Source organism: Streptomyces gamaensis, from assembly GCF_042656465.1.
Classification (GTDB): domain Bacteria; phylum Actinomycetota; class Actinomycetes; order Streptomycetales; family Streptomycetaceae; genus Streptomyces; species Streptomyces gamaensis.
Map to the genome: position 1 here is coordinate 161,369 of NZ_JBHSPB010000003.1, position 23,779 is coordinate 185,147.

At 72.3% G+C, this 23,779-nt stretch carries 20 protein-coding genes; 9 read left to right on the plus strand and 11 right to left on the minus strand.

All coding sequences use genetic code 11. From position 1 onward, the window contains the following. The first annotated feature begins 120 nt into the window (after nt 1–120). The gene (locus ACFP1Z_RS05655; RefSeq protein ID WP_390314771.1) at nt 121–1,116 is read left to right on the plus strand and encodes a trypsin-like serine peptidase; all 996 of its coding nucleotides are present in this window, start codon (nt 121–123) and stop codon (nt 1,114–1,116) included. A gap of 24 nt (nt 1,117–1,140) precedes the next feature. Here the strand turns inward: ACFP1Z_RS05655 and ACFP1Z_RS05660 are convergent, their stop codons facing one another. Beyond that, a complete protein-coding gene (locus ACFP1Z_RS05660) occupies nt 1,141–1,593 on the minus strand; it encodes an SseB family protein (RefSeq protein ID WP_390314772.1) in 453 nt (150 codons plus the stop codon). A gap of 136 nt (nt 1,594–1,729) precedes the next feature. Between ACFP1Z_RS05660 and ACFP1Z_RS05665 the strand changes: the two genes are divergently transcribed. From ACFP1Z_RS05665 to ACFP1Z_RS05675, 3 genes are all read left to right on the plus strand, one after another. Beyond that, nucleotides 1,730–3,556, plus strand: a complete 1,827-nt coding sequence (locus ACFP1Z_RS05665; protein WP_390314773.1) for an acyl-CoA dehydrogenase — start codon at nt 1,730–1,732, stop codon at nt 3,554–3,556. A 118-nt stretch (nt 3,557–3,674) separates the two neighbouring features. After that, entirely contained in the window at nt 3,675–4,967 is a 1,293-nt protein-coding gene (locus tag ACFP1Z_RS05670; RefSeq protein ID WP_390314774.1) for a M18 family aminopeptidase, read from the plus strand. 133 nt (nt 4,968–5,100) lie between these two features. Next, complete coding sequence (locus tag ACFP1Z_RS05675) at nt 5,101–5,724, plus strand: DUF4232 domain-containing protein (RefSeq protein WP_390314775.1); 624 nt, start codon at nt 5,101–5,103, stop codon at nt 5,722–5,724. Between the two features lie 122 nt (nt 5,725–5,846). Here the strand turns inward: ACFP1Z_RS05675 and ACFP1Z_RS05680 are convergent, their stop codons facing one another. Both ACFP1Z_RS05680 and ACFP1Z_RS05685 read right to left on the minus strand, forming a co-directional pair. Continuing rightward, nucleotides 5,847–7,661, minus strand: a complete 1,815-nt coding sequence (locus tag ACFP1Z_RS05680) for an NHL domain-containing thioredoxin family protein (protein ID WP_390315054.1) — start codon at nt 7,659–7,661, stop codon at nt 5,847–5,849. A gap of 87 nt (nt 7,662–7,748) precedes the next feature. Further along, nucleotides 7,749–8,528 carry a carbon-nitrogen family hydrolase gene (locus ACFP1Z_RS05685; RefSeq protein WP_390314776.1) on the minus strand — a complete coding sequence of 260 codons (780 nt, stop codon included), beginning with the start codon at nt 8,526–8,528 and terminating at the stop codon, nt 7,749–7,751. A 221-nt stretch (nt 8,529–8,749) separates the two neighbouring features. Between ACFP1Z_RS05685 and ACFP1Z_RS05690 the strand changes: the two genes are divergently transcribed. Next, nucleotides 8,750–9,580, plus strand: a complete 831-nt coding sequence (locus tag ACFP1Z_RS05690; RefSeq protein ID WP_390314777.1) for a maleylpyruvate isomerase family mycothiol-dependent enzyme — start codon at nt 8,750–8,752, stop codon at nt 9,578–9,580. A 70-nt stretch (nt 9,581–9,650) separates the two neighbouring features. Here ACFP1Z_RS05690 and ACFP1Z_RS05695 read toward each other — a convergent pair whose 3' ends face one another. The 6 genes from ACFP1Z_RS05695 to pdhA form a co-directional block, all read right to left on the minus strand. Next, complete coding sequence (locus tag ACFP1Z_RS05695) at nt 9,651–10,979, minus strand: MFS transporter (RefSeq protein ID WP_390314778.1); 1,329 nt, start codon at nt 10,977–10,979, stop codon at nt 9,651–9,653. After that, nucleotides 10,976–11,638: a GntR family transcriptional regulator gene (locus tag ACFP1Z_RS05700; protein ID WP_390314779.1), complete on the minus strand. Its 663-nt coding sequence runs from the start codon at nt 11,636–11,638 to the stop codon at nt 10,976–10,978. Before ACFP1Z_RS05700 ends, ACFP1Z_RS05695 begins: the two co-directional genes overlap by 4 nt. Before the next feature lie 184 nt (nt 11,639–11,822). Then, nucleotides 11,823–12,668 carry a helix-turn-helix transcriptional regulator gene (locus tag ACFP1Z_RS05705; protein WP_390314780.1) on the minus strand — a complete coding sequence of 282 codons (846 nt, stop codon included), beginning with the start codon at nt 12,666–12,668 and terminating at the stop codon, nt 11,823–11,825. Nucleotides 12,669–12,869: 201 nt separating this feature from the next. Then, entirely contained in the window at nt 12,870–14,279 is a 1,410-nt protein-coding gene (locus ACFP1Z_RS05710; RefSeq protein WP_390314781.1) for a dihydrolipoamide acetyltransferase family protein, read from the minus strand. 13 nt (nt 14,280–14,292) lie between these two features. Beyond that, complete coding sequence (locus tag ACFP1Z_RS05715) at nt 14,293–15,273, minus strand: alpha-ketoacid dehydrogenase subunit beta (RefSeq protein WP_390314782.1); 981 nt, start codon at nt 15,271–15,273, stop codon at nt 14,293–14,295. A gap of 2 nt (nt 15,274–15,275) precedes the next feature. Next, complete coding sequence (gene pdhA, locus ACFP1Z_RS05720; RefSeq protein WP_390314783.1) at nt 15,276–16,439, minus strand: pyruvate dehydrogenase (acetyl-transferring) E1 component subunit alpha; 1,164 nt, start codon at nt 16,437–16,439, stop codon at nt 15,276–15,278. A 362-nt stretch (nt 16,440–16,801) separates the two neighbouring features. Here pdhA and ACFP1Z_RS05725 point away from each other — a divergent pair, with 362 nt between their 5' ends. From ACFP1Z_RS05725 to ACFP1Z_RS05735, 3 genes are all read left to right on the plus strand, one after another. Beyond that, nucleotides 16,802–17,461 (plus strand): response regulator, encoded by a 660-nt coding sequence (locus ACFP1Z_RS05725; protein ID WP_390314784.1) that lies wholly within the window; start codon nt 16,802–16,804, stop codon nt 17,459–17,461. 155 nt (nt 17,462–17,616) lie between these two features. After that, nucleotides 17,617–18,069 (plus strand): pyridoxamine 5'-phosphate oxidase family protein, encoded by a 453-nt coding sequence (locus ACFP1Z_RS05730; protein WP_390314785.1) that lies wholly within the window; start codon nt 17,617–17,619, stop codon nt 18,067–18,069. Nucleotides 18,070–18,240: 171 nt separating this feature from the next. Further along, a complete protein-coding gene (locus ACFP1Z_RS05735) occupies nt 18,241–19,248 on the plus strand; it encodes a phosphotransferase (RefSeq protein WP_390315055.1) in 1,008 nt (335 codons plus the stop codon). A gap of 78 nt (nt 19,249–19,326) precedes the next feature. Here ACFP1Z_RS05735 and ACFP1Z_RS05740 read toward each other — a convergent pair whose 3' ends face one another. After that, complete coding sequence (locus tag ACFP1Z_RS05740; protein ID WP_390314786.1) at nt 19,327–20,919, minus strand: protein kinase domain-containing protein; 1,593 nt, start codon at nt 20,917–20,919, stop codon at nt 19,327–19,329. 328 nt (nt 20,920–21,247) lie between these two features. Between ACFP1Z_RS05740 and ACFP1Z_RS05745 the strand changes: the two genes are divergently transcribed. Next, nucleotides 21,248–22,933: a Stk1 family PASTA domain-containing Ser/Thr kinase gene (locus ACFP1Z_RS05745; RefSeq protein WP_390314787.1), complete on the plus strand. Its 1,686-nt coding sequence runs from the start codon at nt 21,248–21,250 to the stop codon at nt 22,931–22,933. Between the two features lie 193 nt (nt 22,934–23,126). Here ACFP1Z_RS05745 and ACFP1Z_RS05750 read toward each other — a convergent pair whose 3' ends face one another. Next, entirely contained in the window at nt 23,127–23,687 is a 561-nt protein-coding gene (locus ACFP1Z_RS05750) for a bacterial proteasome activator family protein (protein WP_390314788.1), read from the minus strand. Nucleotides 23,688–23,779: the final 92 nt, after the last annotated feature.

A 23,779-nucleotide genomic window follows, 5' to 3' on the forward strand; every position in this document is an offset into this window, starting at 1 on the left:
AGGGCGCGCCATTCCCCGGCGGGGCGCACGGGCTCCCGCGTGTACGGATCCCGTCACGAACCGTCCCGGGAGCGGGGGCACCGACATGCGCACCCCCGCCGACCGTGGACACTGGCCCACATGCGCCTCAAAGTGCCCGGCAGCACCGCCGCCACCTACTCCGCCGCCGTCGCGGCGGTCCTGGCCCTGGCCGCCGTCGGCTTCGTCGTGGCCACGGGCGGCCTCCCGGGCAAAGGGCCCGTCGCCGACGGGGACGGCTCCGGGCACTACACCGAGCCCGCCGACCGCGCCGACGAGAGCGCGCGGGCGCTGCGCGGGACCCTGACCACCCCGCCGCCCTCACCGCGGGCGCACACCCTGCCCGGCGGCGCCCCGCCGGCCGTCTCCGGCCCGGACGGCGCCCGTACCGAGGTCACCGCCGTCGACCCGCTGCCGGCCTCGGTCCCCCTCCAGGCGCGGGAGACTTCCCCCTCGCCCGCGGTCGGCCCGCTGTTCTACACGGGCCAGGGCGAGCCCGGCCACAGCTGTACCGCGAGCGTCGTGCACAGCCCCCGGGGCGATCTGCTGATCACCGCCGCGCACTGCGTCTACCAGGACGGCTTCCGTACGGACATCGCCTTCGCGCCCGGCTACCACGACGGGCAGGCGCCGTACGGAGTCTGGGTGCCCACCGCCATCGACGTCGACCCGTCCTGGACCGCGGACCGGGACGAGGACCACGACGTGGCCTTCCTGCGGGTCCGCCGGGCCGACGAGGACCCCCAGGGCACCACCCGCACGCCCGTCGAGCACGTCACCGGCGCCCAGCGCCTCGCCTTCCACCCCCAGGCGCACCGCCCGGCCCGCGTCCTCGGCTACCCCTCCGACAGCGAACGGCCCGTCGACTGCCAGAACACCACCGACACCTCCGGCCCCGCCCAACTGCGCTTCGACTGCCGGGACATGCCCAACGGCACCAGCGGCAGCCCGGTCCTCACCGACGTCGACCCGGCCACCGGGCTCGGCACCGTCAACGGCGTGATCGGCGGCCGCGACGAGGGCGGCGACGACGAGACCTCGTACAGCTCGTACTTCGGGGACGACATCGAGGCGCTCTACCGGCGGGCCGTCTCCTGAGCGCTCCGCCGGAAGTCCGGTACGTCAGCCGTACATGCGGCGCATCGTGAAGTCCACCATCTGCTCGACCGCCTTGGCGTCGAAGACCATCCGGTGCTCGCCCTCCATGTCGATCACGAAGCCGTAGCCGGTGGGCAGCAGGTCGAGCACCTCGGCACCCGTGATGACGAAGTACTTGGACTCCTTGCCCGCGTACCGGCGCAGCTCCTTGAGCGAGGTGAACATCGGGATCACCGGCTGCTGGGTGTTGTGCAGGGCGAGGAAGCCGGGGTTGTCCCCGCGCGGGCAGTAGACCTTGGAGCCCGCGAAGACGGCCTGGAAGTCCTCGGCGGACATCGAACCCGTGGTGAAGGCCCGCACCGCGTCGGCGAGCGACGGCGGGGACGGCTCGGGATAGAGCGGCTGCTCGCCGTAGCCGGTGGGCTGCTGCGGCGGCGCGTAGCCCTGCGCGCCCGCGTTCTGGTCGTAGCCGTACATGGGCCAAAGCGTAACCAGTCACAGTTTGCCGCTCAGGGCTTGTGCCTTATTACCGACGGGTAGCATCATGAAAGCTACTGCTCGGTACGAACGTGTTGAACCAGCCCTTCGAACTAGCCATACGGAGCCGTCAGCCATGGGCCACTACAAGTCGAATCTCCGCGACATCGAGTTCAATCTCTTCGAGGTTCTCGGCCGTGACAAGCTCTACGGCACCGGCCTCTTCGAGGAGATGGACGTCGAGACCGCCAAGGACGTACTGGCCGAGATCACCCGCCTCTCCGAGAACGAGCTGGCCGCGTCCTTCACCGACGCCGACCGCAACCCGCCGGTCTTCGACCCGGAGACCAGCACCGCGCCGGTCCCCGACTCGTTCAAGAAGAGCTACAGCGCCTACATGGACGCCGAGTGGTGGCGCCTGGGCATTCCGCAGGAGATCGGCGGCACCACCGCGCCGCGCTCGCTGATCTGGGCCTACGCGGAGGCGATCCTCGGCTCCAACCCCGCGATCTGGATGTACGCCTCGGGCCCCGCCTTCGCGGGCATCCTCTTCCAGGAGGGCACCGAGCAGCAGAAGCACATCGCGAAGATCGCCGTGGAGAAGCGGTGGGGCTCCACGATGGTGCTCACCGAGCCCGACGCCGGGTCGGACGTCGGCGCCGGCCGCACCAGGGCGGTCCAGCAGGAGGACGGCTCCTGGCACATCGAGGGCGTGAAGCGCTTCATCACCTCCGGTGAGCACGACATGGCCGAGAACATCCTGCACTACGTGCTCGCCCGCCCCGAGGGCGCCGGCCCCGGCACCAAGGGCCTGTCCCTCTTCCTCGTCCCGAAGTACGAGTTCGACGTCGAGACCGGCGAACTGGGCGAGCGCAACGGCGTCTACGCCACCAACGTCGAGCACAAGATGGGCCTGAAGGCGTCCAACACCTGCGAGATGACCTTCGGCGAGAAGCACCCCGCCAAGGGCTGGCTCATCGGCGACAAGCACGACGGCATCCGCCAGATGTTCATGATCATCGAGTTCGCGCGGATGATGGTCGGCACGAAGGCCATCGCCACCCTCTCCACCGGCTACCTCAACGCGCTGGAGTACGCCAAGGAGCGCGTGCAGGGCCCGGACCTCGCGAACTTCATGGACAAGACCGCGCCCAAGGTCACCATCACCCACCACCCCGACGTGCGCCGCTCCCTGATGACGCAGAAGGCGTACGCGGAGGGCATGCGCGCCCTCGTGCTGTACACCGCCGCCGTCCAGGACGACATCATGGTCAAGGAGGCCGCGGGCGAGGACGCCAAGGCGCTGCACGGCGTCAACGACCTGCTCCTGCCCATCGTCAAGGGCTACGGCTCGGAGAAGTCCTACGAGCAGCTGGCCCAGTCGCTGCAGACCTTCGGCGGCTCCGGCTATCTGCAGGAGTACCCGGTCGAGCAGTACATCCGCGACGCGAAGATCGACACCCTCTACGAGGGCACCACCGCCATCCAGGGCCAGGACTTCTTCTTCCGCAAGATCGTCCGCGACCAGGGGCAGGCGCTCACCACGGTCTCCGAGGAGATCAAGAAGTTCCTCGCGGAGGCCCCCGGCGGCGCGGAACTCGCCGCCGCCCGCGACGCGCTGGCCAAGGCCGCCGGCGAACTGGAGGCGATCGTCGGCACGATGCTGACCCACCTCGCCGCCACCGAGAAGGACGTCAAGGAGATCTACAAGGTCGGGCTCAACACCACCCGCCTGCTGCTCGCCTCCGGCGACGTCATCATCGGCTACCTGCTGCTGCGCGGCGCGGCCGTCGCCGCCGACAGGCTCACCGACGCCTCCGCCAAGGACAAGCCCTTCTACACCGGCAAGATCGCGGCCGCGAAGTTCTTCGCCGCGAACGTGCTCCCGGGCGTCTCCGTCGAGCGCGCCGTCGCCGAGTCCGTCGACAACTCCCTGATGGAGCTGGACGAAGCCGCTTTCTAGAAGCCTTCCGGAAAGCCTCAGGCCGGTTGTGCGCGTGGGGTGACGCACACCGCACGGGCCCGTTCCTCTTCCCGGGGAGCGGGCCCTTCCCCTGTCCCGGTCCTTATCCTTGAGGGCCATGAGCCCTGCGCACCGCTTCGACCGCGGCCACACCGACGATCTCATGACCTATCTCGCCGCGAGCCCCTCGCCCTACCACGCGGTGGCGAACGCCGCCGAGCGGCTGGAGAAAGCGGGCTTCACCCGGCTCACGGAGACCGACGCGTGGGACGCGTCGGCCGGCGGCAAGTACGTACTGCGCGGCGGCGCGATCATCGCCTGGTACGTGCCCGAGGGCGCGACCCCGGCCACCCCCTTCCGTATCGTCGGCGCCCACACCGACTCCCCCAACCTGCGCGTCAAGCCGCTGCCCGACACCGGCGCCCACGGCTGGCGGCAGATCGCCGTCGAGCTCTACGGCGGCACCCTGCTCAACACCTGGCTCGACCGCGACCTCGGCCTCTCCGGGCGGCTCACGCTGCGCGACAGCAGCCAGCACCTGGTCAATATCGACCGGCCGCTGCTGCGCGTGCCCCAGCTCGCCGTCCACCTCGACCGCTCCGTCAACACCGACGGACTCAAGCTCGACAAGCAGAAGCACATGACCCCCGTGTGGGGGCTCGGCAAGGTCGCCGAGGGCGATCTGATCCGCTTCGTCGCCGACGAGGCCGGGCTGGCCGCCGACGCCGTCATCGGCTGGGACCTGATGGTCCACAGCGTGGAGCCGCCCGCCTACCTCGGCCGCGACCGCGAACTCCTCGCCGGGCCGCGCATGGACAACCTGCTGTCCGTGCACGCCGGACTCGCCGCGCTCACCGCCGCGACCACCGGGGAGCAGCTCGCGCACATCCCCGTCCTCGCCGCCTTCGACCACGAGGAGAACGGCAGCCAGTCCGACACCGGTGCCGAGGGCCCGCTGCTGGGCACCGTGCTGGAACGATCCGTCTTCGCCCGCGGCGGTACGTACGAGGACCGGGCCCGCGCCTTCGCCGGAACCGTGTGCCTGTCCTCCGACACCGGGCACGCCGTGCACCCCAACTACGCCGAGCGGCACGACCCCGGACACCAGCCGCTGCCCAACGGCGGCCCCATCCTCAAGGTCAACGTCAACCAGCGGTACGCCACCGACGGGCACGGACGGGCCGTCTTCGCCTCCGCGTGCGAGCGGGCGGGCGTGCCGTGGCAGAACTTCGTGTCCAACAACGCGATGCCCTGCGGCACCACCATCGGGCCGATCACCGCGGCCCGGCACGGCATCACCACCGTCGACATCGGTGTCGCGTGCCTGTCGATGCACTCCGCGCGCGAGCTGTGCGGCGCGGACGACCCGTTCCTGCTGGCGGCCGCGCTGACCGCGTTCCTGGAGGACTGACCGCCTCCGCCGCCGGCACACGGCCTTTCAGGCGGCGATGTTCCCTGTGCGGCAAGGCTGTTGGCCTTGCCGCCACGGGCTACGGGATGATCCTGGCGTACCGACCGGACCACTTCCCGTCAGGGGACGCACCATGACCCGTACCCGTACCGTGCGGCTCGCCGCCCGCGCCGCCGCGACCGTCGCCGTCACCGCCCTCGCCCTGACCGCCTGTGGCAGCGGGGGCGGTTCGCGGTCCGCAGGCCAGGACACCGAGGCCGCCGCCGGCACCGCCGACGAGCCCGCCACCGACGAGGGCGACGAGGGCGGTGACGCCAAGGCCGAGGACAAGGGCGACGCGTGCACCCCGGCCGAGGTCAGGGTGCAGGCCAAGCCCGCGACGGCACACGCGGGACAGCTGCTGGTCGTCGCCACCAACACCGCCAAGAAGCCCTGCAGGGCCTACGGTTACCCCTTCGTCCGCTTCGACCAGGACCAGGCCAGCGGCGTCGCCCTCGACGCCAGCAGGCCCAGGGACACCGTCACCCTGACCCCCGGCGCCTCCGCGTACGCCGCCGTCGCCCCGGCCGCCGCCGACGGCAAGGGCGCCAACCCCCGCAAGGCGAAGAGGCTCGCCGTCTCCTTCCAGGCCCCCTCCGGCGGGGGCAGCGCCGGCGACCCGGCGGACGTCCCGCTCCCGGGCGGCGAGCTGACGGTGGACGACTCGGCGCGCACGACGTACTGGCAGAAGGGGGAACGGGACGCGCTGAAGTGGTGACCGGGCAGGGAGGTCGACCGCGGGGCGGACCCGGCGTACCGGCCGGGGCCCCGGAAGCGGCCGGCGGTACCGCGCCGCGTGCTGCGGGCAGGGCCTGCCGACCCGGCCCCTGTCTCCCGGCGTCAGCCGGACCGCTCGTCCAGACCCGCCAGCACCAGCGGCAGCCGGCCCGCGCCGCCCGGCGTCACCCGGACCGGAACACCCCAGTCCTGCTGGTGCACATGGCACGCCGGATAGGGGTTCTCCGGGTCGTCGTCGCAGGACGCCGCCATCGCCGACACATGCAGGACCCCCTCCGACACCCCGTCCGCCAGGACGAGTTCGCGGGTCAGGTCCGTACCCGCGCCCGCGCCCTCCGCGAGGAGCTCCGGCGGGGTGGAGCTGACGAGCAGCCGCGTCGAGGGGCCGTACCTGGTGTCGAGCTTCTGGCCGGCCGGGGCCTGGAAGACCACGTCCAGGCGGAGCCGGCCCGGGGCCACCTCCGTCGCCTGCCGCTGCGTACGGTGGGCCACCGACTCCACGCGGACGGCCTCCTCCGGCAGCCGCAGCCGGGTCAGCCGGTGCCGGGCGGACTCCACGACCACGATGTCCTCACCGGCGCGGACGGCGGCCGACGGCTCCCGCAGATCCGTGGCGAGCGTGGTCACCTCGTCCGCCGCCGGGTCGTAGCGGCGCAGCGCGTGGTTGTAGGTGTCGCACACCGCGACCGAACCGTCCGGCAGGGCGGTCACCCCGAGAGGGTGCTGGAGAAGGGCCTGCCCTGCGGCCCCGTCACGGTGCCCGAAGTCGAACAGCCCGGTGCCGACGGCCGTACGCACCACGAAACCCTGACCGTCACGCTCGGCCCAACGCAGCGCGCTGGTCTCCGAGTCGGCGATCCACAGCCGCTCCCCGGCCGCCGCCAGTCCGGACGGCTGCGCGAACCACGCCTGCTCCGCCGGGCCGTCGACCAGGCCCTCGTTGGTCGTGCCCGCCGCGACCGTGACGGTCCGGCTCTCCGGGTCGTACGTCCACAGCTGGTGCACTCCCGCCATGGCGATCCACAGCCGGTCCGCGAACCAGGCCACGTCCCAGGGCGAGGACAGCGACACCTCCCGCGCGGGCCCGGAGACCGGCTGCCCCTGCATCCACTGGCGGCCGGTCCCGGCGAGCGTGGTGACCTCACCGGTCTGCGGGTCGTACGCGCGCAGCGCGTGGTTGACGGTGTCCGCGACCGCGACCCGCCCGTCCGGGAGCACCGCGAGCCCCTGCGGCTCGCTGAACCGCACCGGACTGTCGGTGAAACCGCGCTCCCCCGTACCGATCCTGCGCACCACGCTCTCGCCGTCGGCGGCCAGCTCGACGAGCTGGTGCCGCGTCGAGTCGGAGACCAGGAAGTTCCCGGACGGCAGCAGCAGCGCCTTCCCCGGGAAGCGCAGATCACCGGCCTCCGGCTCCGGCGGCACATACGGCCCCTCCCCGCGCCGCAGCGTCCCCTTGGCCGCGTGCTCGGCCTCCAGTTCGGCCACGAGCGTCTCCAGGGCGTGCGCGTGGCCCTCACCGGCGTGCTGCGCGACGACATAGCCCTCGGGGTCGATCACGACGAGCGTGGGCCAGGCCCGCACCGCGTACTGCTTCCACGTGGCCAGCTCCGGGTCGTCCAGGACGGGGTGGTGCACCCCGTAGCGCTCGACGGCGTCGACGACCGCCCGGTGGTCGGCCTCGTGCGCGAACTTCGGCGAGTGCACGCCGACGATCACGACGGTGTCGCGGTGCTTGTCCTCCAGCTCCCGCAGCTCGTCGAGGACGTGGAGGCAGTTGACACAGCAGAACGTCCAAAAGTCGAGGATCAGCGTGCGACCTCGAAAATCGGCAAGCTTCAGATCCTTGCCACCGGTGTTGATCCATCCACCCTTGCCGGACAGTTCGGGGGCACGGACACGGGGACGACGAGGCACGGGCGAAGTGGCGTTCATGGCCCCAGGGTGCCATCGCGCGATGAACGCGGGGCGACCGGAGTGTTGCGCGGGTCCGCTAGGAGCAGGTCAGCGGCCCAGGACCCGGTCCTTCAGAGCCGGGAACTCCTCGCGGGTCTTCGTCACGCGCTCCGGGTCCAGTTCGGCGGTCAGTATCTGCTCGCCAGGACCGGCCTCGGCGACGGTTTCGCCCCAGGGGTCGACGATGATGCTGTGGCCGGCCTGGGGGACGCCCGCGTGGGTGCCGGCGGTGCCGCACGCGAGGAGGTAGCACTGGTTCTCCACGGCGCGGGCGCGGGCCAGCAGCGTCCAGTGGGCGCGGCGGCGCTCGGGCCAGCCGGCGGGGACGACGAGCGTCTGGGCGCCGGCGTCGACCAGGGCCCGGAACAGTTCGGGGAAGCGCAGGTCGTAGCAGGTGGCCAGGCCCAGGACGGTCTCCGGCAGCGGCACGGTGACGATCTCACTGCCCGCGTCCATCAGCACGGCCTCGCCCTTGTCGAAGCCGAAGCGGTGGATCTTGCGGTAGGTGCGGACCAGTCGGCCGTCGGGGTCGAAGACGAGCGAGGTGTTGAACAGGCCGCCGTCGGCGCCGCGTTCGGCGATCGAGCCGGCGTGCAGCCAGACCCGCGCCTCGCGGGCGGCCTCGGACATGGCCTGGGCCGTGGGGCCGTCCAGTGCTTCGGCGGCGGGCGCGAAGGAGTCGAAGGCGAACGCCCCGACGTGCCACAGCTCGGGCAGCACCACCAGGTCGTCGGCGTGCCGGGTGCGCACGAGCGCCGCCGCGCGCTCCCGGCGCGCGGCCACCGGCTCGTCGGGGTCCACCGCGATCTGGAGCAGAGAGACGCGCACCGCTACCACCATTCCCCTCGTCCGAAACACCGGCGGCCCGTCGCGCGCTCGTCCTCGTCGGGTCTCCGTCAACCCGAAAGCGCTGTCAGGGCACCCGCGCGCAGCGTAACTTAACTGCACAGCACCGTCACAGCACTTCGCTCCCGCGCGCACCGGCCGTACGCGGCCGTATCCGCGCCGCCTGAAGCAGCCCGTCCACGCACGCACCGCCGAGGGGTCCCGTGACCGTTCACCCAAGCCTGCAGCCCACCATCGATGCCTGGACCCAATCCGTCGAATCCGTCCACGAGTTGGTCAGGCCGCTCACCGAGGCGGACTGGAACCGGCCCACGGAGTGCCCCGGCTGGTCCGTGCGCGACGTCGTCTCCCACATCATCGGGGTCGAGAGCGAGATGCTGGGCGAGCCGCGGCCCATCCACGCGCTGCCGCGCGATCTCTACCACGTCACCGACGAGTTCTCCCGCTACATCGAGGTGCAGGTCGATGTGCGCCGCTGCCACACCGCGCTGGAGATGGTCTCCGAGCTGGAGCTGACGATCATCCGGCGCTCCCGGCAGCTGCGCGGCGAGCACCGTGACCCGCGCACCCCCGTCCGCTGGCCGCTCGGCACCGGCAACGAGCAGCCGCTCGCCCGCTCCCTGACCGTGCGGGCCTTCGACGTGTGGACGCACGAGCAGGACCTGCGGCGTGCCCTGGGCGTGCCGGGGAACCTGGACTCGCCGGCGGCCGTGGTCTCCCGGGACTTCCTGCTGGAGGCGCTGCCGAAGGTGATCGCCAAGCACGCGGAGGCGCCGCCCGGTTCGGTGGTCGTCCTCGACGTGCACGGGCCGCTGGAGTTCCTGCGGACCGTGCGGGTCGACGCGCAGGGGCGGGGCAGCATCGACGGCAGTGTCTCCCTGGGGCCGACGGTGACGTTCACGACGGACTGGGAGACGTACGCGCGTCTCGCGTGCGGGCGGGTGCGGCCCGAGGCGGTCGCGAACCGGGTCAAGGTGGAGGGGGACGAGCGGCTGGCGGCGGCGGTCCTGCGGGAGTTCGCGATCACTCCGTAAGGGGCGCCGACCGTTCGGGCCCGCCGTCCTCCGCCGATGAAGGGGGCGGCGGGCCCGTGCGGTCGGCTCGTCACACGGGGCTGTCCGAGCGGTAGTGCACGGTCTCGACGCGCGAGGCCACGACGCGCTCCTCCTCGCGGCGCTGGGCGCGGGTGCGCAGGCGCAGGATCTGGCTCAGGCCGAGTGCCTGGAGGACGAACACCGAGCACAGCGCGAGCCGGTAGTCGCCGCCCGTCGCGTCCAGCAGCACACCGACCGCCAGCAACGTCGTGATCGAGGCGATGAAACCGCCCATGTTGACGATGCCGGAGGCGGTGCCCTGACGCTCGGGCGGGTTCGCGGGGCGCGCGAAGTCGAAGCCGATCATCGAGGCCGGTCCGCATGCGCCCATCGCCAGGCACTGGGTCACCAGCAGCCACATCGGCGCGGTGGCTCCGGGCCAGCCCAGGACGGCCGCCCAGACCAGGGCCGTGGCCGCGACCGTGCCCAGGGCCAGCGGCAGCCGGGCCGCGTGGTGCCGGGCGATGATCTGCCCGTAGACGAGGCCGACGGCCATGTTCGACAGCACGATCAGGGTCAGCAGCGTGCCGGCCGTGCCCCGGTCCAGCCGTTCCGCCTCGACGAGGAAGGGCATGCCCCACAGCAGCAGGAAGACCATCGCCGGGAACTGGGTGGTGAAGTGCACCCACAGCCCCAGCCGGGTGCCCGGTTCCCGCCAGGCCGAGGTGATCTGCCGGCGCACGAAGCCGCCGCCGGAGTGCGGGGGCCCGGGGGCGGGCTCGTATCCCTTGGGGTGGTCCTTGAGGAAGGCGAGCAGCAGGACGAGGACGAGGACTCCGGCCGCGGCGCTGCCCGCGAAGGTCCGCGTCCAGCCCTCGGTGTGCAGCAGCCGGGCCAGGACGACGGTGGAGACGAGGTTGCCCGCCATCCCGAACAGCGCCGCGATCTGCGCGATCATCGGTCCCCGGCGGGCGGGGAACCAGCGCGCGCCGAGCCGCAGCACGCTGATGAACGTCATCGCGTCCCCGCAGCCCAGGAGGGCGCGGCCGGTCAGCGCCGTGCCGTAGGAGCGGGAGAAGGCGAAGACGAACTGCCCGGCGGTGAACAGCACGACGCCGAGCGCGAGCACCTTCTTCGTGCCGAGCCGGTCGACCATCACGCCGACGGGTATCTGCATCCCGGCGTACACCAGGAGTTGGAGTATGGAGAAGGTGGACAGGGCGGAGGCGTTGATGTGGAAGCGCTCGGCCGCGTCGATGCCGGCCACGCCCAGGCTCGTACGGAAGACGATGGCGACGAAGTAGACGGCGACGCCCAGGCCCCACACGGCGATCGCGCGGGTGCCGCCCGGCGGGTCGCCGGGGAGCGCGCAGGGGCGCGAGGAGGCGTGCGAGGTCATCGCTCGTCCCCCTGCGCGAGGTTGCGCACCCAGGAGATGTGCTGGTCGATGATGTCCACGGCCCGCTGCGCGTCGCCCGCGCGCAGGGCCGCGAGGATCTCGGCGTGCTCGGCGTGGTTTCTGTCGATGCGGTCCGGGTGCGCGTGCATGGCGGCGACCCCCATGCGCAACTGCCGGTCGCGCAGCTGGTCGTAGAGCCGGGAGAGGATCAGATTGCCGGCGCTGCGGACGATCTCGGCGTGGAAGGCGCGGTCGCTGACCGAGACGGCCGCGAGGTCCCCGGCGGCCGCCTGCCGCCGCATGTCGTCGAGGAGTCCTTCGAGGCGGGCCAGCAGGCGCGGCGGGGCGGGGACGGCCTTGGCCACCGCGTGCTTCTCCACCAGCAGCCGGGTCTCGACCACGTCCGCGATCTCCTGCGCGGAGACGGCGAGCACCAGGGCTCCCTTCTTCGGATAGAGCTTGAGCAGCCCCTCGGCCTCCAGTCGCAGCAGGGCCTCGCGCACGGGGGTGCGGGAGACGCCCACGGCCTCGGCGAGTCCGCCTTCGGTGAGCAGCGTTCCGCCCTCGTAACGGCGGTGCAGGACACCGTCCTTGACGTGCGCGTAGACGCGTTCGGCGGCGGGGGGCCGTTTGGCGGTGACGGGAGGAGCGGTCGGCATGCGCACAGCTTAGATACAACACGTATGCGTGACGAGGGGCTTCTCGCCATACGGACGGGTACGCGCCGGGCCCCGGACCGGCCGGCAGGCAGTGCGGCGAGCGCAACGCGAGCACGTCCGGGCGCCGCGCCGGGCGCCCTCAGTGGTCGTACGGGACACGCCCGCCGCCCGCCCGGGCACCCGCTCAGCCGTCGTACGGCGTGATGAAGACGAAGCGCAGGTCCGGGCGTTGGATCGGGAGCAGCACATGGCTGGTCACCCGGACCTCCTCGTTGCCGTGGTACGGCAGCCGCAGCCGGAAGACGTCGCCGTCGCGGTGCTCGACGACGTCGGACTCGCGCTCCCAGATGCGGCGGCAGTCCGCGTCCGCCGCGAGGATCTCCCGCACCAGGGAGCGCAGTTCGGTGTTCGCGGGGTCGCTGTTGCTCGCGACGCGCAGCATCGCCAGGTAGACGCGTGCGGAGCTGTCCTCCCAGTCGAGCATCTGCTCGCGTGCCTCCGGGTGCAGCAGCGTCCAGCGCATGAGGTTCGCGCCTGGGCGCAGCACCCAGGGGAACCACTCGCCCATGAGGGTGTTGGCGGCGACGATGTTCCACGCGCCGTCGGAGAGGTAGGCGGGGTAGGAGACCTGCTGCGCGAGCAGTGCCCTGACGCCGGCGGGCAACTCCTCGCGCGGGGCGGCCGGTTCGGCGGGCGGGCGGCGGCCGCACACCGCGAGGAAGAGGGTGAGGGTCTCCGCCTCGCTCAGCCGCAGCGCCTCCGCGACGCGCAGCAGGAAGCTCTCGGAGAAGTCCTGGCGGCGCCCGGCCTCCAGCGCGCGGTACCAGCCCTCGCTCACGCCGGTGAGCCGCGCCACGTGCGCCTGGGAGAGGCGGGGGCCGGGACGGGGCTGCGCCCAGCGCAGTTCGGGGACGGTGCGGGCGTCGACGCGGGCGCGCCAGGCGCGCAGCAGCCGGCTGATGGACTCGCCGTGCGAGGTGCCGTCGGGGACACCGTCCGGTGGGGCGTTCACGCGGTCCGCGCGTCTCACGCGTCCGTTCCTCCAAAACCGGCACTGCAAGTGACGGTCAATCTTAAGTAAATTGCCCAGCACGGGCCATTCCACCCCCTGCCAGGGTGGTGCCCGAGGCCGCTCTGCCGCATGGCGACGGGCCCGGACACCGCTTCTCTCCTCGCTGGAGGGGGGTGAGGAGGGGGCGTGTCCGGGCCTGCCGCTTTCCGCTCCGTACCCTCAGGCCCAGGTGATCAGACGCCGGGGGTTCTCCAGGACCGCCGCGACGTCGGCCAGCAGCTTCGAGCCGAGTTCGCCGTCGACGAGGCGGTGGTCGAAGGACAGCCCAAGTGTCGTGACGTGACGCGGCTTGACCTTGCCCTTGTGGACCCACGGCTGGAGCTTGATCGCGCCGAGGGCGAGGATCGCGGACTCGCCGGGGTTGAGGATGGGCGTGCCGGTGTCGATGCCGAAGACCCCGACGTTGGTGATGGTGATCGTGCCGCCCTGCATGTCGGCGGGCGCCGTCCTCCCCTCGCGGGCGGTGGCGACCAGGCCGCTCAGCGCCGCCGAGAGCTCGGGGAGGGTCTTGGTGTCGGCGTCCTTGATGTTCGGCACGATCAGCCCGCGCGGGGTCGCCGCGGCGATACCGAGGTTGACGTAGTGCTTGAGGACGATCTCCTGCCGCTCCTCGTCCCAGGCGGCGTTGACGCCCGGGTTCCGCTTGACCGCGACGAGCAGGGCCTTCGCGACGAGCAGCAGCGGGTTGACGCGCAGCCCGGCCATGTCCGGGTCGTCCTTGAGCTTCTGGACGAGCTTCATGGTGCGGGTGACGTCGACGGTGACGAACTCCGTGACGTGCGGGGCCGTGAAGGCGCTCGCGACCATCGCCTGCGCGGTGGCCTTGCGCACGCCCTTGACCGGGATCCGCGTCTCGCGCGGGCGGCCCTCGCCGGCCACGGGAACGGGCGCGGGCGCGGCGGGGGTTGCCGGTGCCGCCTCCGCCACGGCACCGGCCGCCGTCCGCGCCGCGACGGCGGCGTGCACGTCCTCGCGGGTGACGGTCCCGCCGTCCCCGGTGGGGGCGATGCTCGCCAGATCGACCCCGAGGTCCTTGGCGAGCTTGCGCACGGGCGGCTTGGCCAGGGGACGGCCGGCGGGGTGGGGGACGGCGGGCGCGGCGGCGGGCGCGGGCGCCGGGGCGGGTGCGGCGGGCTGTGCGGCCGCCGGGCCGTGGCCGTTCATCTCGCCGCGCGCGCCGGCCGGAGCCGGCTGCGCCTTGCGCGGGCGGCGCTTGGTGGACGACGGCGCGGCCCCGTACCCCACCAGTACGGCCTGCCGGCCCTCCGGCTCGTCCTCGGAGGCAGGCGCGGACGCGGGCGCGCCCGGCTCAGCCGCGCCGGCGGGCGAGGCCGTCTCGACGGCGATGATGACCTCGCCGACGTCGACGGTCGCACCCTCGGGGTAGCGCAGCTCGCGGACCACCCCGTCGAAGGGGACGGGCAGTTCGACGGCGGCCTTGGCGGTCTCGACCTCGCACACCGCCTGCCCGTCGGAGACGGTGTCGCCGACGGCGACGTACCACTTGAGGATCTCGGCCTCGGTCAGGCCCTCGCCCACGTCGGGCAGTTTGAACTCGCGGACAGTCATTTCGGTGAGCCCCTCAGTACGCCAGCGCGCGGTCGACGGCATCGAGCACCCGGTCCAGGCCGGGCAGGTATTCGTCCTCCAGCCGGGACGGGGGGTACGGCGCGTGGTAGCCGCCGACCCGCAGGACCGGCGCCTCCAGGTGGTAGAAGCAGCGCTCGGTGATCCTCGCGGCGATCTCGGCGCCCGTGCCCAGGAACACCGGGGCCTCGTGCACGACGACGAGCCGGCGGGTCTTCTCCACCGACGCCTGGATGCCGTCGAAGTCGACGGGCGACATCGAGCGCAGGTCGAGCACCTCCAGCGACTTGCCCTCCTCCTCGGCCGCGGCGGCGGCCTGCAGACAGGTCTTGACCATCGGCCCGTACGCGGCGAGCGTCAGGTCCGTGCCCTCGCGCACCGTACGGGCGGTGTGCAGCGGACCGGGGATGGCCTCCGTGTCGAGCTCGCCCTTGTCGTGGTAGCGGCGCTTGGGCTCGAAGTAGATGACCGGGTCGTCGCTCTGGATGGCCTGCTGGAGCATCCAGTAGGCGTCCGAGGCGTTCGAGGGCGAGACCACCTTCAGGCCCGCGACATGCGCGAACAGCGTCTCGGGGGACTCGCTGTGGTGCTCGACGGCGCCGATCGCGCCGCCGTAGGGGATGCGGATGACGACCGGCAGCTTGACCTTGCCGAGCGCGCGGGCGTGCATCTTCGCGAGCTGGGTGACGATCTGGTCGTAGGCGGGGAAGACGAACCCGTCGAACTGGATCTCCACGACCGGCCGGTAGCCGCGCAGCGCGAGCCCGATCGCGGTGCCCACGATGCCGGACTCGGCGAGCGGGGTGTCGATGACCCGGTCCTCGCCGAAGTCCTTCTGCAGCCCGTCGGTGACGCGGAAGACGCCGCCGAGCCGGCCGACGTCCTCGCCCATGACGAGGACCTTGGGGTCGTTCTCCAGCGCGGTGCGCAGCGAGGCGTTGATCGCCTTGACGATGGAGAGCTTCTGGACGGTCATGACTACTTGCTCTCCTCGGCGGGCAGGTCGGCGAACGAGGCCTGGTAGGCGGCGAACTGGGCGCGCTCCTCGTCGACGAGCGCGTGCCCGTCGGCGTAGATGTGCTCGAAGAGGGCCATCGGCTCCGGGTCGGGCATCGAACGCACCGTCTCCCGCACCCGCTTGGCCATCGCGTCGGACTCCGCCTCGACCTCGGCGAAGAACGCCTCGTCCGCGTGGCCCTCGCGCTCCAGCAGCCGGCGCAGCCGCAGGATCGGGTCCTTGGCCTCCCACAACTCCCGCTCCTCGTCGCTGCGGTAGCGGGTCGGGTCGTCGGAGGTGGTGTGCGCGCCCATGCGGTAGGTGAACGCCTCGATGAGCACCGGGCCCTGGCCGGTACGGGCCCGCTCCAGCGCCGCCCGGGTCACCGCGAGGCAGGCCAGCACGTCGTTGCCGTCCACCCGGACGCCGGGGAAGCCGTAGCCCTGCGCGCGCTGGTACAGCGGCACGCGCGACTGGCGCTCGGTGGGCTCGGAGATGGCCCACTGGTTGTTCTGGCAGAAGAAGACCACCGGCGCGTTGTAGACGGACGCGAAGGTGAACGCCTCGGCCACGTCGCCCTGGCTGGAGGCGCCGTCGCCGAAGTAGGCGATCACGGCCGAGTCCGCGCCGTCCTTGGCCACGCCCATCGCGTAGCCGGTCGCGTGCAGCGCCTGCGAGCCGATGACGATCGTGTAGAGGTGGAAGTTGTTCTCGTTGGGGTCCCAGCCGCCGTGGTTGACGCCGCGGAACATGCCCAGGAGATTGACGGGGTCGACCCCGCGGCACCAGGCGACGCCGTGCTCGCGGTAGGTCGGGAAGACGTAGTCGTCGGGGCGGGTGGCCCGGCCGGAGCCGATCTGCGCGGCCTCCTGGCCCAGCAGCGAGGCCCACAGGCCGAGTTCGCCCTGCCGCTGCAGCGTCGTGGCCTCGCCGTCGAAGCGGCGGGTCAGCACCATGTCCCGGTACAGACCGCGCAGTTCCTCCGGGGACGGGTCGATGGCGTAGTCGGGGTGCCCGACCCGCTCGCCCTCCGGCGTCAACAGCTGTACGAGCTCCGGCCCGCCCGGCGTCGCCGGGGCCTTCGCGCCGGCGCGCTTGGTGCTGCCGCGGCGCGGCTTGCGCGCGGCAGTGCTGTCCACAGTCACGTGTGCTCCTCCGTCTGTCCGGCCCCCGGGGTCGCCGGCGGCCAGAGGGGGTCCCTCCGCCGTGAGGCGCAGGGAGGCTCGCCCGTCCCCGACGGCACACGGGGTGGGTGTGCCAAGGCCGGAACCGGGCGTGACAGGCGCCCCGGCGAATGGCCTGCAATAAGCACGTTACCCACAGGGCCGCATTCCTGCGAAACCCCGCTGACCTGCAATTTTGCTTGGATTTCCAAGTAAATTGAGAAAGCGGGGCCACGCTCGCCGCCCACGGCCTCGTGAGCACAGCCCGTGCGGGCTGCCGGAACGACGGCACGTTATCCCGGCGGACAAGAGCAGGGGAAGAGTCGGTGTGTGAGACTGGCAGTGTGCGCGAACAAGGAAAAATCACGGTATTTCTGCTGGACGACCATGAAGTCGTCCGCCGCGGTGTGCACGAGATGCTCTCCGTGGAGGAGGACATCGAAGTGGTCGGGGAAGCGGGCACGGCCGCGGACGCCCTGGTGCGCATTCCGGCCACCCGGCCCGATGTCGCCGTTCTGGACGTTCGGCTTCCGGATGGCAGCGGAGTCGAAGTATGCCGTGAAATCCGGTCCCGGGACGAGTCCATCAAATGCCTGATGCTCACCTCGTTCGCCGACGACGAGGCGCTCTTCGACGCGATCATGGCCGGGGCCTCGGGTTACGTGCTCAAGGCGATCCGCGGCCAGGAGTTGCTGACCGCCGTGCGCGACGTGGCGGCGGGGAAGTCCCTGCTGGACCCGGTCGCGACGGCCCGGGTGCTGGAGCGGCTGCGCGACGGCGGGCGCGCCAAGGGCGACGACCGGCTCGCGAGCCTGACCGACCAGGAGCGGCGCATCCTCGACCTGATCGGCGAGGGGCTGACCAACCGCGCGATCGGCGAGCGGCTGCACCTGGCCGAGAAGACCATCAAGAACTACGTCTCCAGCCTGCTGTCCAAGCTCGGCATGGAGCGCCGCTCGCAGGCGGCGGCGTACGTGGCCCGGCTGCAGGCGGAGAAACGGTAGAGACACCGCGGGGACACCGCAGGGGCGCGGCCGGACAGCAAAACAGCGCGATTAGTCGGTTTACGGTTGTTAGGTCGGCTTCAGGACCAACGACCCCTGATCAAAAGGGCTGGTGCCCCTAGGGACACCCGGGCCGGGGCGGCAGCATGGCGACCATGCTCTCCGTGCCTCCAAGGCGTTCCGACCGGTCCGTCGACCACCGCGCACTCGACCTGCTCGGCCGCACGCCCTACGGCAGGCTCTCGCTGAGCATGCACGCGCTCCCCTTCGTCACGGGCGCCCGGCACATCGTCAGTGGCCGCCAGGTGATGCTGCGGCTGCACGGCGGCTTCGGCTACGCGCGCGCGTGCGACGGCAACGTCGTCGCCTACGGGGCCGACAACCTCAGCGGCCGGAGCGAGGGCGAGGAGCGCGTGTGGACCGTGCAATTCGTGGGCACCGCCCGGCTGTTCCTTCCCGAGGCGGCGGAGCTGGAGCGCTTCGGGCCGACGCCGCGCGCCGCCGACGACATCCCCTTCGAGGCCGAATACCTGCTCATCGAACCGCAGTTCAGCACCCTGCATCACCTGGACGGCGTCCCCGTGCGACAGGTCGCGCACTCAGCGTGATCTAACATTTGGCGCGTGCCGCGCTCACTTGTCACCACCGCTCTCCCGCTCATTGCCCACGGACACAGCGGACTTGGCACGAACGGCAGAGCGGACCGGGGCACGCACGGGGCGCACACCGCGCACGAGCAGCGCGGCCCCGGCACACCGGACGAGCCGGACCCGAGCACCCTGCACACGCTGCTGCGCCGCTACGGAGACGTCGGAGAGCCCCTGTCCTGCGAGCCGTTGACGGAGGGCCTGCTCAACCGGGGCTACCGGCTGGCCACCACGCGCGGCCGCTTCTTCCTCAAGCACCACCTCGACGGCGACGTCGCCGCGATCGCCCGCCAGCACGCCGTCACCCGCCGGCTCGCCGCGCTCGGCCTGCCGGTGGCCCCGCCCGTCGCCGACGCCGAGGGCGCCACCGTCACCGTTCTGGGCGGCCGCTGCTACGCCCTGCACCCGTGGATCGAGGGCCGGCACCGCGACGGCCGCGAGCTGACCCGCGCCCAGTCGCGCCGGCTGGGCGCCCTGCTGGGGCACGTCCACACCTGCCTGGAGCAGGTCTGCCGTCAGGAGGTGCCGGAACGGTACGGCGAGGACGGCCGGGACGGCCCGTCGGCGGGCTGCGACGCCGCGGCCGACCCGCAGGACACCTACGCCCTCATCGACGAGCTCCTGGCCCTGCTGCGCGGCCGCCCCCGCGACTGCTTCGACGAACTGGCCGAGCACCGGCTCGTCGAGCGCCGCGCGCTGCTGGAGGAGCACGCCGACCGGCGCCCGGCCGCGGCGCCCGCGCGCGGCTGGGTGCACGGCGACTTCCACCCGCTCAACCTGCTCTACCGGGGCGGCGAGCCCGCCGCGATCGTCGACTGGGACCGGCTCGGGGTCCAGCCCCGCGCCGAGGAGGCGGTCCGCGCTGCCGTGATCTTCTTCCTGCGCCCCGACGGCACGCTGGACCTGGCGAAGATACGTCCCTACGCGCGCGCCTACCGCCGCGCGAGCGGGGCCGGGCCGGACGAACTGGCCGCCGCCGTGCACCGGGTGTGGTGGGAGCGGCTCAACGACTTCTGGATGCTGCGCTGGCGCTACCAGCTCGGCGACCACCGCGCGGACCCGGGCTTCCCGGCCTCGTCCGCGCTGGCGGTGTGGTGGACGCGCGCGCAGGAAGCCGTACGCGACGCGTTCACGGACTGACGGGCCCGCTGGGCCCCGGGGAGCCGACGAGCCCGCCGCGGGCCCTCACAGAGGCCCTCACGGGCCTTCCCGGGTGGTTCAGCCGGCGGAGCCCTGGTTGGCGCCCTGGTTGCCGCTGTTGCCGGAGCCGCCCTGGGTGGGCGGGTTCTGCGTCGGCGGCTCGTGCGTCGGCGGGTTCGGCTTGTCGTCCGAGGGCTTGGGGCTGCTCGGCTCGCCCGAGGGCTTGGGCGACGACTTGCCCGGGTTCGGCTCGCGCGAGTGCCGCCGCGGCGTCTCGTCGGTCGTGTCGTCGCTCGTGTCGGGCGTATCGCGCCAGCGGCTCCCGCCGGTGTCGCCCCCGGGGTTGTACGGCGTCTGGCGCTTGCTGGGCGAGTCGGAGGGGGTCGGCGAGGTGGACGGGGTGGGGGAGGTGCTCTGCTCCTGCTGCTGCGTCGTCGAGTTGTTGTCGGACTTCCCCTTGGACATGTTGCTCACCGCGAACACCACACCCACCGCGACCGCGATCACCGCGAGCGCCGCGATGATCAGCATCTTGCCGCGCCCGCCGCGGCCCCGGCCCCCGCCCTGGTGGCCGTCGTAGCCGTCGAAGCCCCCGTCGTCACCGCCCGGGCGCTGCGGGATCAGCGGCTGCTGCGCGGTGTTGCCGTGCTGCGCGTGCGGCATCGCCGTGGTGGCCGCCGCCGCGCCCATGACCTGCGTGGCCGCCGTGACCGGGCCGGTGTTCCACTGGCCGGTGTGGCCGCCCGCGTCGTGCAGCATCTGCAGCGAGTACTGCACCACCGAGCGCATTTCCTCGGCGCTCTGGAAGCGGTCGTCCGGGTCCTTGGCCAGCGCGCGCATCACGAGCCCGTCGAGCTCCGGCGGCACGCTGCCGAGGACCTCCGAGGGCGGCACGGGGTTGTCCTGGACGTGCTGGTAGACCACCGACAGCGGGGTCTCACCGGTGAACGGCGGGCGCAGCGCGAGGAGTTCGTAGAGCAGACAGCCGGTCGCGTACAGGTCGGAGCGGGCGTCGACGGTCTTGCCCAGGGCCTGCTCGGGCGAGAGGTACTGCGGGGTGCCCATCACCATGCCGGTCTGGGTCATGGTGGACGCCGCGCCGTGCAGGGCGCGCGCGATGCCGAAGTCCATGACCTTCACGGCGCCGCTGTTGGTGATGATGACGTTCGCCGGCTTGATGTCGCGGTGCACGATGCCGTGCTGGTGGCTGTAGGCCAGCGCGTCGAGCACGCCCGCGACGATGATCAGGGCCTGCTCGGGCGGCGGTGCCTCCGCGTTCAGCAGCAGATCGCGGATCGTGCGGCCCTCGACCAGCTCCATGACGATGTACGGCACGACATTGCGGCCGACGACGTCCTCGCCACTGTCGTAGACGGCGACGACGGCGTGATGGTTCAGTCCGGCGACGGACTGCGCCTCGCGCGTGAAGCGGGCTTTGGAGACCGGGTCCTCGGCGAGGTCGGCGCGCAGCAGCTTGACCGCGACCGTACGGCCCAGCCGGACGTCCTCGGCCGCGAAGACCTCGGCCATGCCGCCGCGGCCCAGCCGGTGCGTGAGGCGGTAGCGGCCGTCGCCCACCAGACCGCCGTTACCCCACATTTCCGGCACATCGGGCATACCGCCCTCGTTGGCGTCAGGGTCGGGACCCTGGGCGCTCTGCGTCTGTGCCATCAGTCCTCGCCGTCGTGTCTGGCCGCTTCGCGTGGGAGGCGCTGCGGGGCAATACGGTGGTCTTCCGCTAAGGCACGCTACAGGGTTCGCGGCGCGCGCCGGTCGGGGATGGACGCGCTATCAAACCCGCAGCGCCCTGAGCAAGGCAAATCCCGTGACGGCTTGTCGCGCATCCGGTCACGGAACGGGCACACGGCTTGACGTGCCCGTACCCTTGGGCAGACTTGGCCGAGACATTTCGTCGGAACCTTTGCCGAACCGCTGCACCAGCCGCATCCGGCGGTCGCACCCGTCGCACCGGCCGGGCGGCCGAGGGGGAAACAGAAGAATGAGCCAGGACGGCGCCCAGGGCCGCTACGAGGGCCGGTCCGTCGGGGGCGGCCGCTACCGGCTGCGCGACCTGCTCGGCGAGGGCGGCATGGCCTCCGTGCACCTGGCCCACGACACCGTGCTCGACCGGAACGTCGCGATCAAGACACTCCACACCGAGCTCGGGCGCGAGTCGTCCTTCCGGGAGCGTTTCCGCCGCGAGGCCCAGGCCGTCGCGAAGCTCACACACACCAACATCGTCTCGGTATTCGATACGGGCGAGGACGCGCTGGACGGCACGACCATGCCGTACATCGTCATGGAGTACGTCGAGGGCCGACCGCTGCGGGCCGTGCTCGACGAGGACGTCGCCCGGTACGGGGCGATGCCCGCCGCCAGGGCCCTGCAGATCACCTCCGACGTCCTGGCGGCCCTGGAGGTCAGCCACGAGATGGGGCTGGTGCACCGGGACATCAAGCCCGGCAACGTGATGGTGACCAAGCGCGGCGTGGTCAAGGTCATGGACTTCGGCATCGCCCGCGCCATGCAGTCCGGCGTGACCTCGATGACCCGGACCGGCATGGTCGTGGGCACCCCGCAGTACCTCTCGCCCGAGCAGGCCCTGGGGCGCGGCGTCGACGCCCGCTCCGACCTGTACTCGGTCGGCATCATGCTCTTCGAGCTGCTGACCGGGCGGCTGCCCTTCGACGCGGACTCGCCGCTGGCCATCGCCTACGCGCACGTCCAGGAGGAGCCGGCCGCGCCCTCCACGCTCAATCGCTCGATCCCGCCGGCCGTCGACGCGCTCGTCCTGCGCGCGCTGAAGAAGAACCCGAACGAGCGCTTCCCGAGCGCCGAGGCCATGCGCGACGAGTGCGCGCGCGTGGCGGGCACGGCGCAGTCCGCGGCCGCGCCCCTCATCGTCCCCGGGGCGCCGCCGCGCAGCGGGGCGGGCGTCGCCTCGGCGGTCTTCCCGCCGGTCGACGGGCAGCCGCCCGCGCCGGGGCCGCAGGAGCTGCGGCAGCCGTACCAGCCGCAGCCGCAGGGCCCGTACGCGCAGACGCCGCCCGGGTACGGGCCGACGGGCGGGCCGGCACCCGCCCACAGCTACCCGGCGGCACCGGCCTACGGGCCGGGCGCGCCCTCCTACGGTGCGGGCCCCGCGCCCGCCGCTCCCGCGCCGGCCCCGGCCGCGGGGAGCACGCGCAGGAGCAACCGGGGCGTCGTGATCGGCGCCGCTGCCGTCGCCGCGCTCGCGGTCGTCGGCGTCACCGCGGCGATCGCCCTGACGGGCGGCGACGCCGGCGGCTCGTCCGGCGGCAGCGGCAACCAGGCGCAGAGCAGCGTCTCCCAGGCACCGGCGGCTCCCGCCGGTGGCGGCGGTGGTGCCGCCGCGCAGAACAAGCAGCACAAGGACGGCGACCGGTCCAAGACGGTCAAGCCGGAGAAGTGCACCGACGCGAGCGAGTACTTCAGCGACAAGGCGAAGAAGACCTCGCCCGACTTCCGCTACCTGTACGTCGATTCCGTCAAGGAGTGCCTCCAGGCCGCCGGCTGGAAATACCGCATCGACCAGCAGGCGGAGAACACCTGGGGCAAGGGCACCGTGCTGGGGCAGGTCCCCGCGCCGGGCGACCCGTTCGACCCGAAGTCGCCGTCCGACCAGTTCGTGCTGACGGTCTCCACGGGCGACCCGGCTTCGTGACGTCCTGACGCCACTTGCCCTATAGGGCCTATAGGGCAGGCGTTTTGCCGTGCAGTCGCACGGAACGCGGCCCGCAGTGGCCCGTCTTGCAGTGGCCCGTCTTGTGCGTGTGGCCGGTACACCCCGGGGGTGTACCGGCCACACGCACGAGCAGCACCCTCAAAAGGGGTCCGCCCGGGGCGGGTTCAGCGCCTCACAGGTACGGGCCGGACCGCGCGCCGCCCGGCCGCTGGTCCTCACCGTGGTCCTCCCCGAGGACCCCCGCGGGCAGCGCCCGGCGCATCTGCTCCAACTGGGCCCGCGCCGCCATCTGCTGGGCGAACAGCGTCGTCTGGATGCCGTGGAAGAGGCCCTCCAGCCAGCCGACCAACTGGGCCTGGGCGATCCGCAGTTCCGCCTCGGTGGGCACCGACTCGTCCGTGAAGGGCAGCGACAGCCGCTCCAGCTCCTCCACCAGCTCCGGGGCGAGCCCGTCCTCCAGCTCCTTGACCGAGCTGGCGTGGATCGACTTCAGCCGGGCCCGGCTCGCCTCGTCCAGAGGAGCCGCCCTGACCTCCTCCAGCAGCTGCTTGATCATGCTGCCGATGCGCATGACCTTCGCGGGCTGCTCGACCTGCTCCGTCACGGGGATCTCGCGCGGCTCCTCGTCGCCCTCCCCGCTCCCGGAGCCGGCGCTGCCGATGGCCATGCCGTCCGGGCCTACGACAAGGACGTGCGGGCTCTCCTGCGACCGTTCATTCCTCGGCATCTCCATGCCGCCATTCTCTCGCACACGTGATTTTTCCCAGGTGATGCCCCGGGATCGGCCTGATCCACCGTACTGTCCGGGCCACGGGGGCACGAAAG

Excerpts from the sequence above, each read along its gene's own strand:
- ACFP1Z_RS05675 (WP_390314775.1), top strand. The coding sequence starts at position 5,101 with ATGACCCGTACCCGTACCGTGCGGCTCGCCGCCCGCGCCGCCGCGACC.
- ACFP1Z_RS05695 (WP_390314778.1), bottom strand. The coding sequence starts at position 10,979 with ATGACCTCGCACGCCTCCTCGCGCCCCTGCGCGCTCCCCGGCGACCCG.
- ACFP1Z_RS05740 (WP_390314786.1), bottom strand. The coding sequence starts at position 20,919 with ATGGCACAGACGCAGAGCGCCCAGGGTCCCGACCCTGACGCCAACGAG.
- ACFP1Z_RS05715 (WP_390314782.1), bottom strand. The coding sequence starts at position 15,273 with ATGACCGTCCAGAAGCTCTCCATCGTCAAGGCGATCAACGCCTCGCTG.
- ACFP1Z_RS05745 (WP_390314787.1), top strand. The coding sequence starts at position 21,248 with ATGAGCCAGGACGGCGCCCAGGGCCGCTACGAGGGCCGGTCCGTCGGG.
- ACFP1Z_RS05730 (WP_390314785.1), top strand. The coding sequence starts at position 17,617 with ATGCTCTCCGTGCCTCCAAGGCGTTCCGACCGGTCCGTCGACCACCGC.
- ACFP1Z_RS05710 (WP_390314781.1), bottom strand. The coding sequence starts at position 14,279 with ATGACTGTCCGCGAGTTCAAACTGCCCGACGTGGGCGAGGGCCTGACC.
- ACFP1Z_RS05750 (WP_390314788.1), bottom strand. The coding sequence starts at position 23,687 with ATGGAGATGCCGAGGAATGAACGGTCGCAGGAGAGCCCGCACGTCCTT.
- ACFP1Z_RS05660 (WP_390314772.1), bottom strand. The coding sequence starts at position 1,593 with ATGTACGGCTACGACCAGAACGCGGGCGCGCAGGGCTACGCGCCGCCG.
- ACFP1Z_RS05700 (WP_390314779.1), bottom strand. The coding sequence starts at position 11,638 with ATGCCGACCGCTCCTCCCGTCACCGCCAAACGGCCCCCCGCCGCCGAA.
- ACFP1Z_RS05665 (WP_390314773.1), top strand. The coding sequence starts at position 1,730 with ATGGGCCACTACAAGTCGAATCTCCGCGACATCGAGTTCAATCTCTTC.
- ACFP1Z_RS05655 (WP_390314771.1), top strand. The coding sequence starts at position 121 with ATGCGCCTCAAAGTGCCCGGCAGCACCGCCGCCACCTACTCCGCCGCC.
- ACFP1Z_RS05670 (WP_390314774.1), top strand. The coding sequence starts at position 3,675 with ATGAGCCCTGCGCACCGCTTCGACCGCGGCCACACCGACGATCTCATG.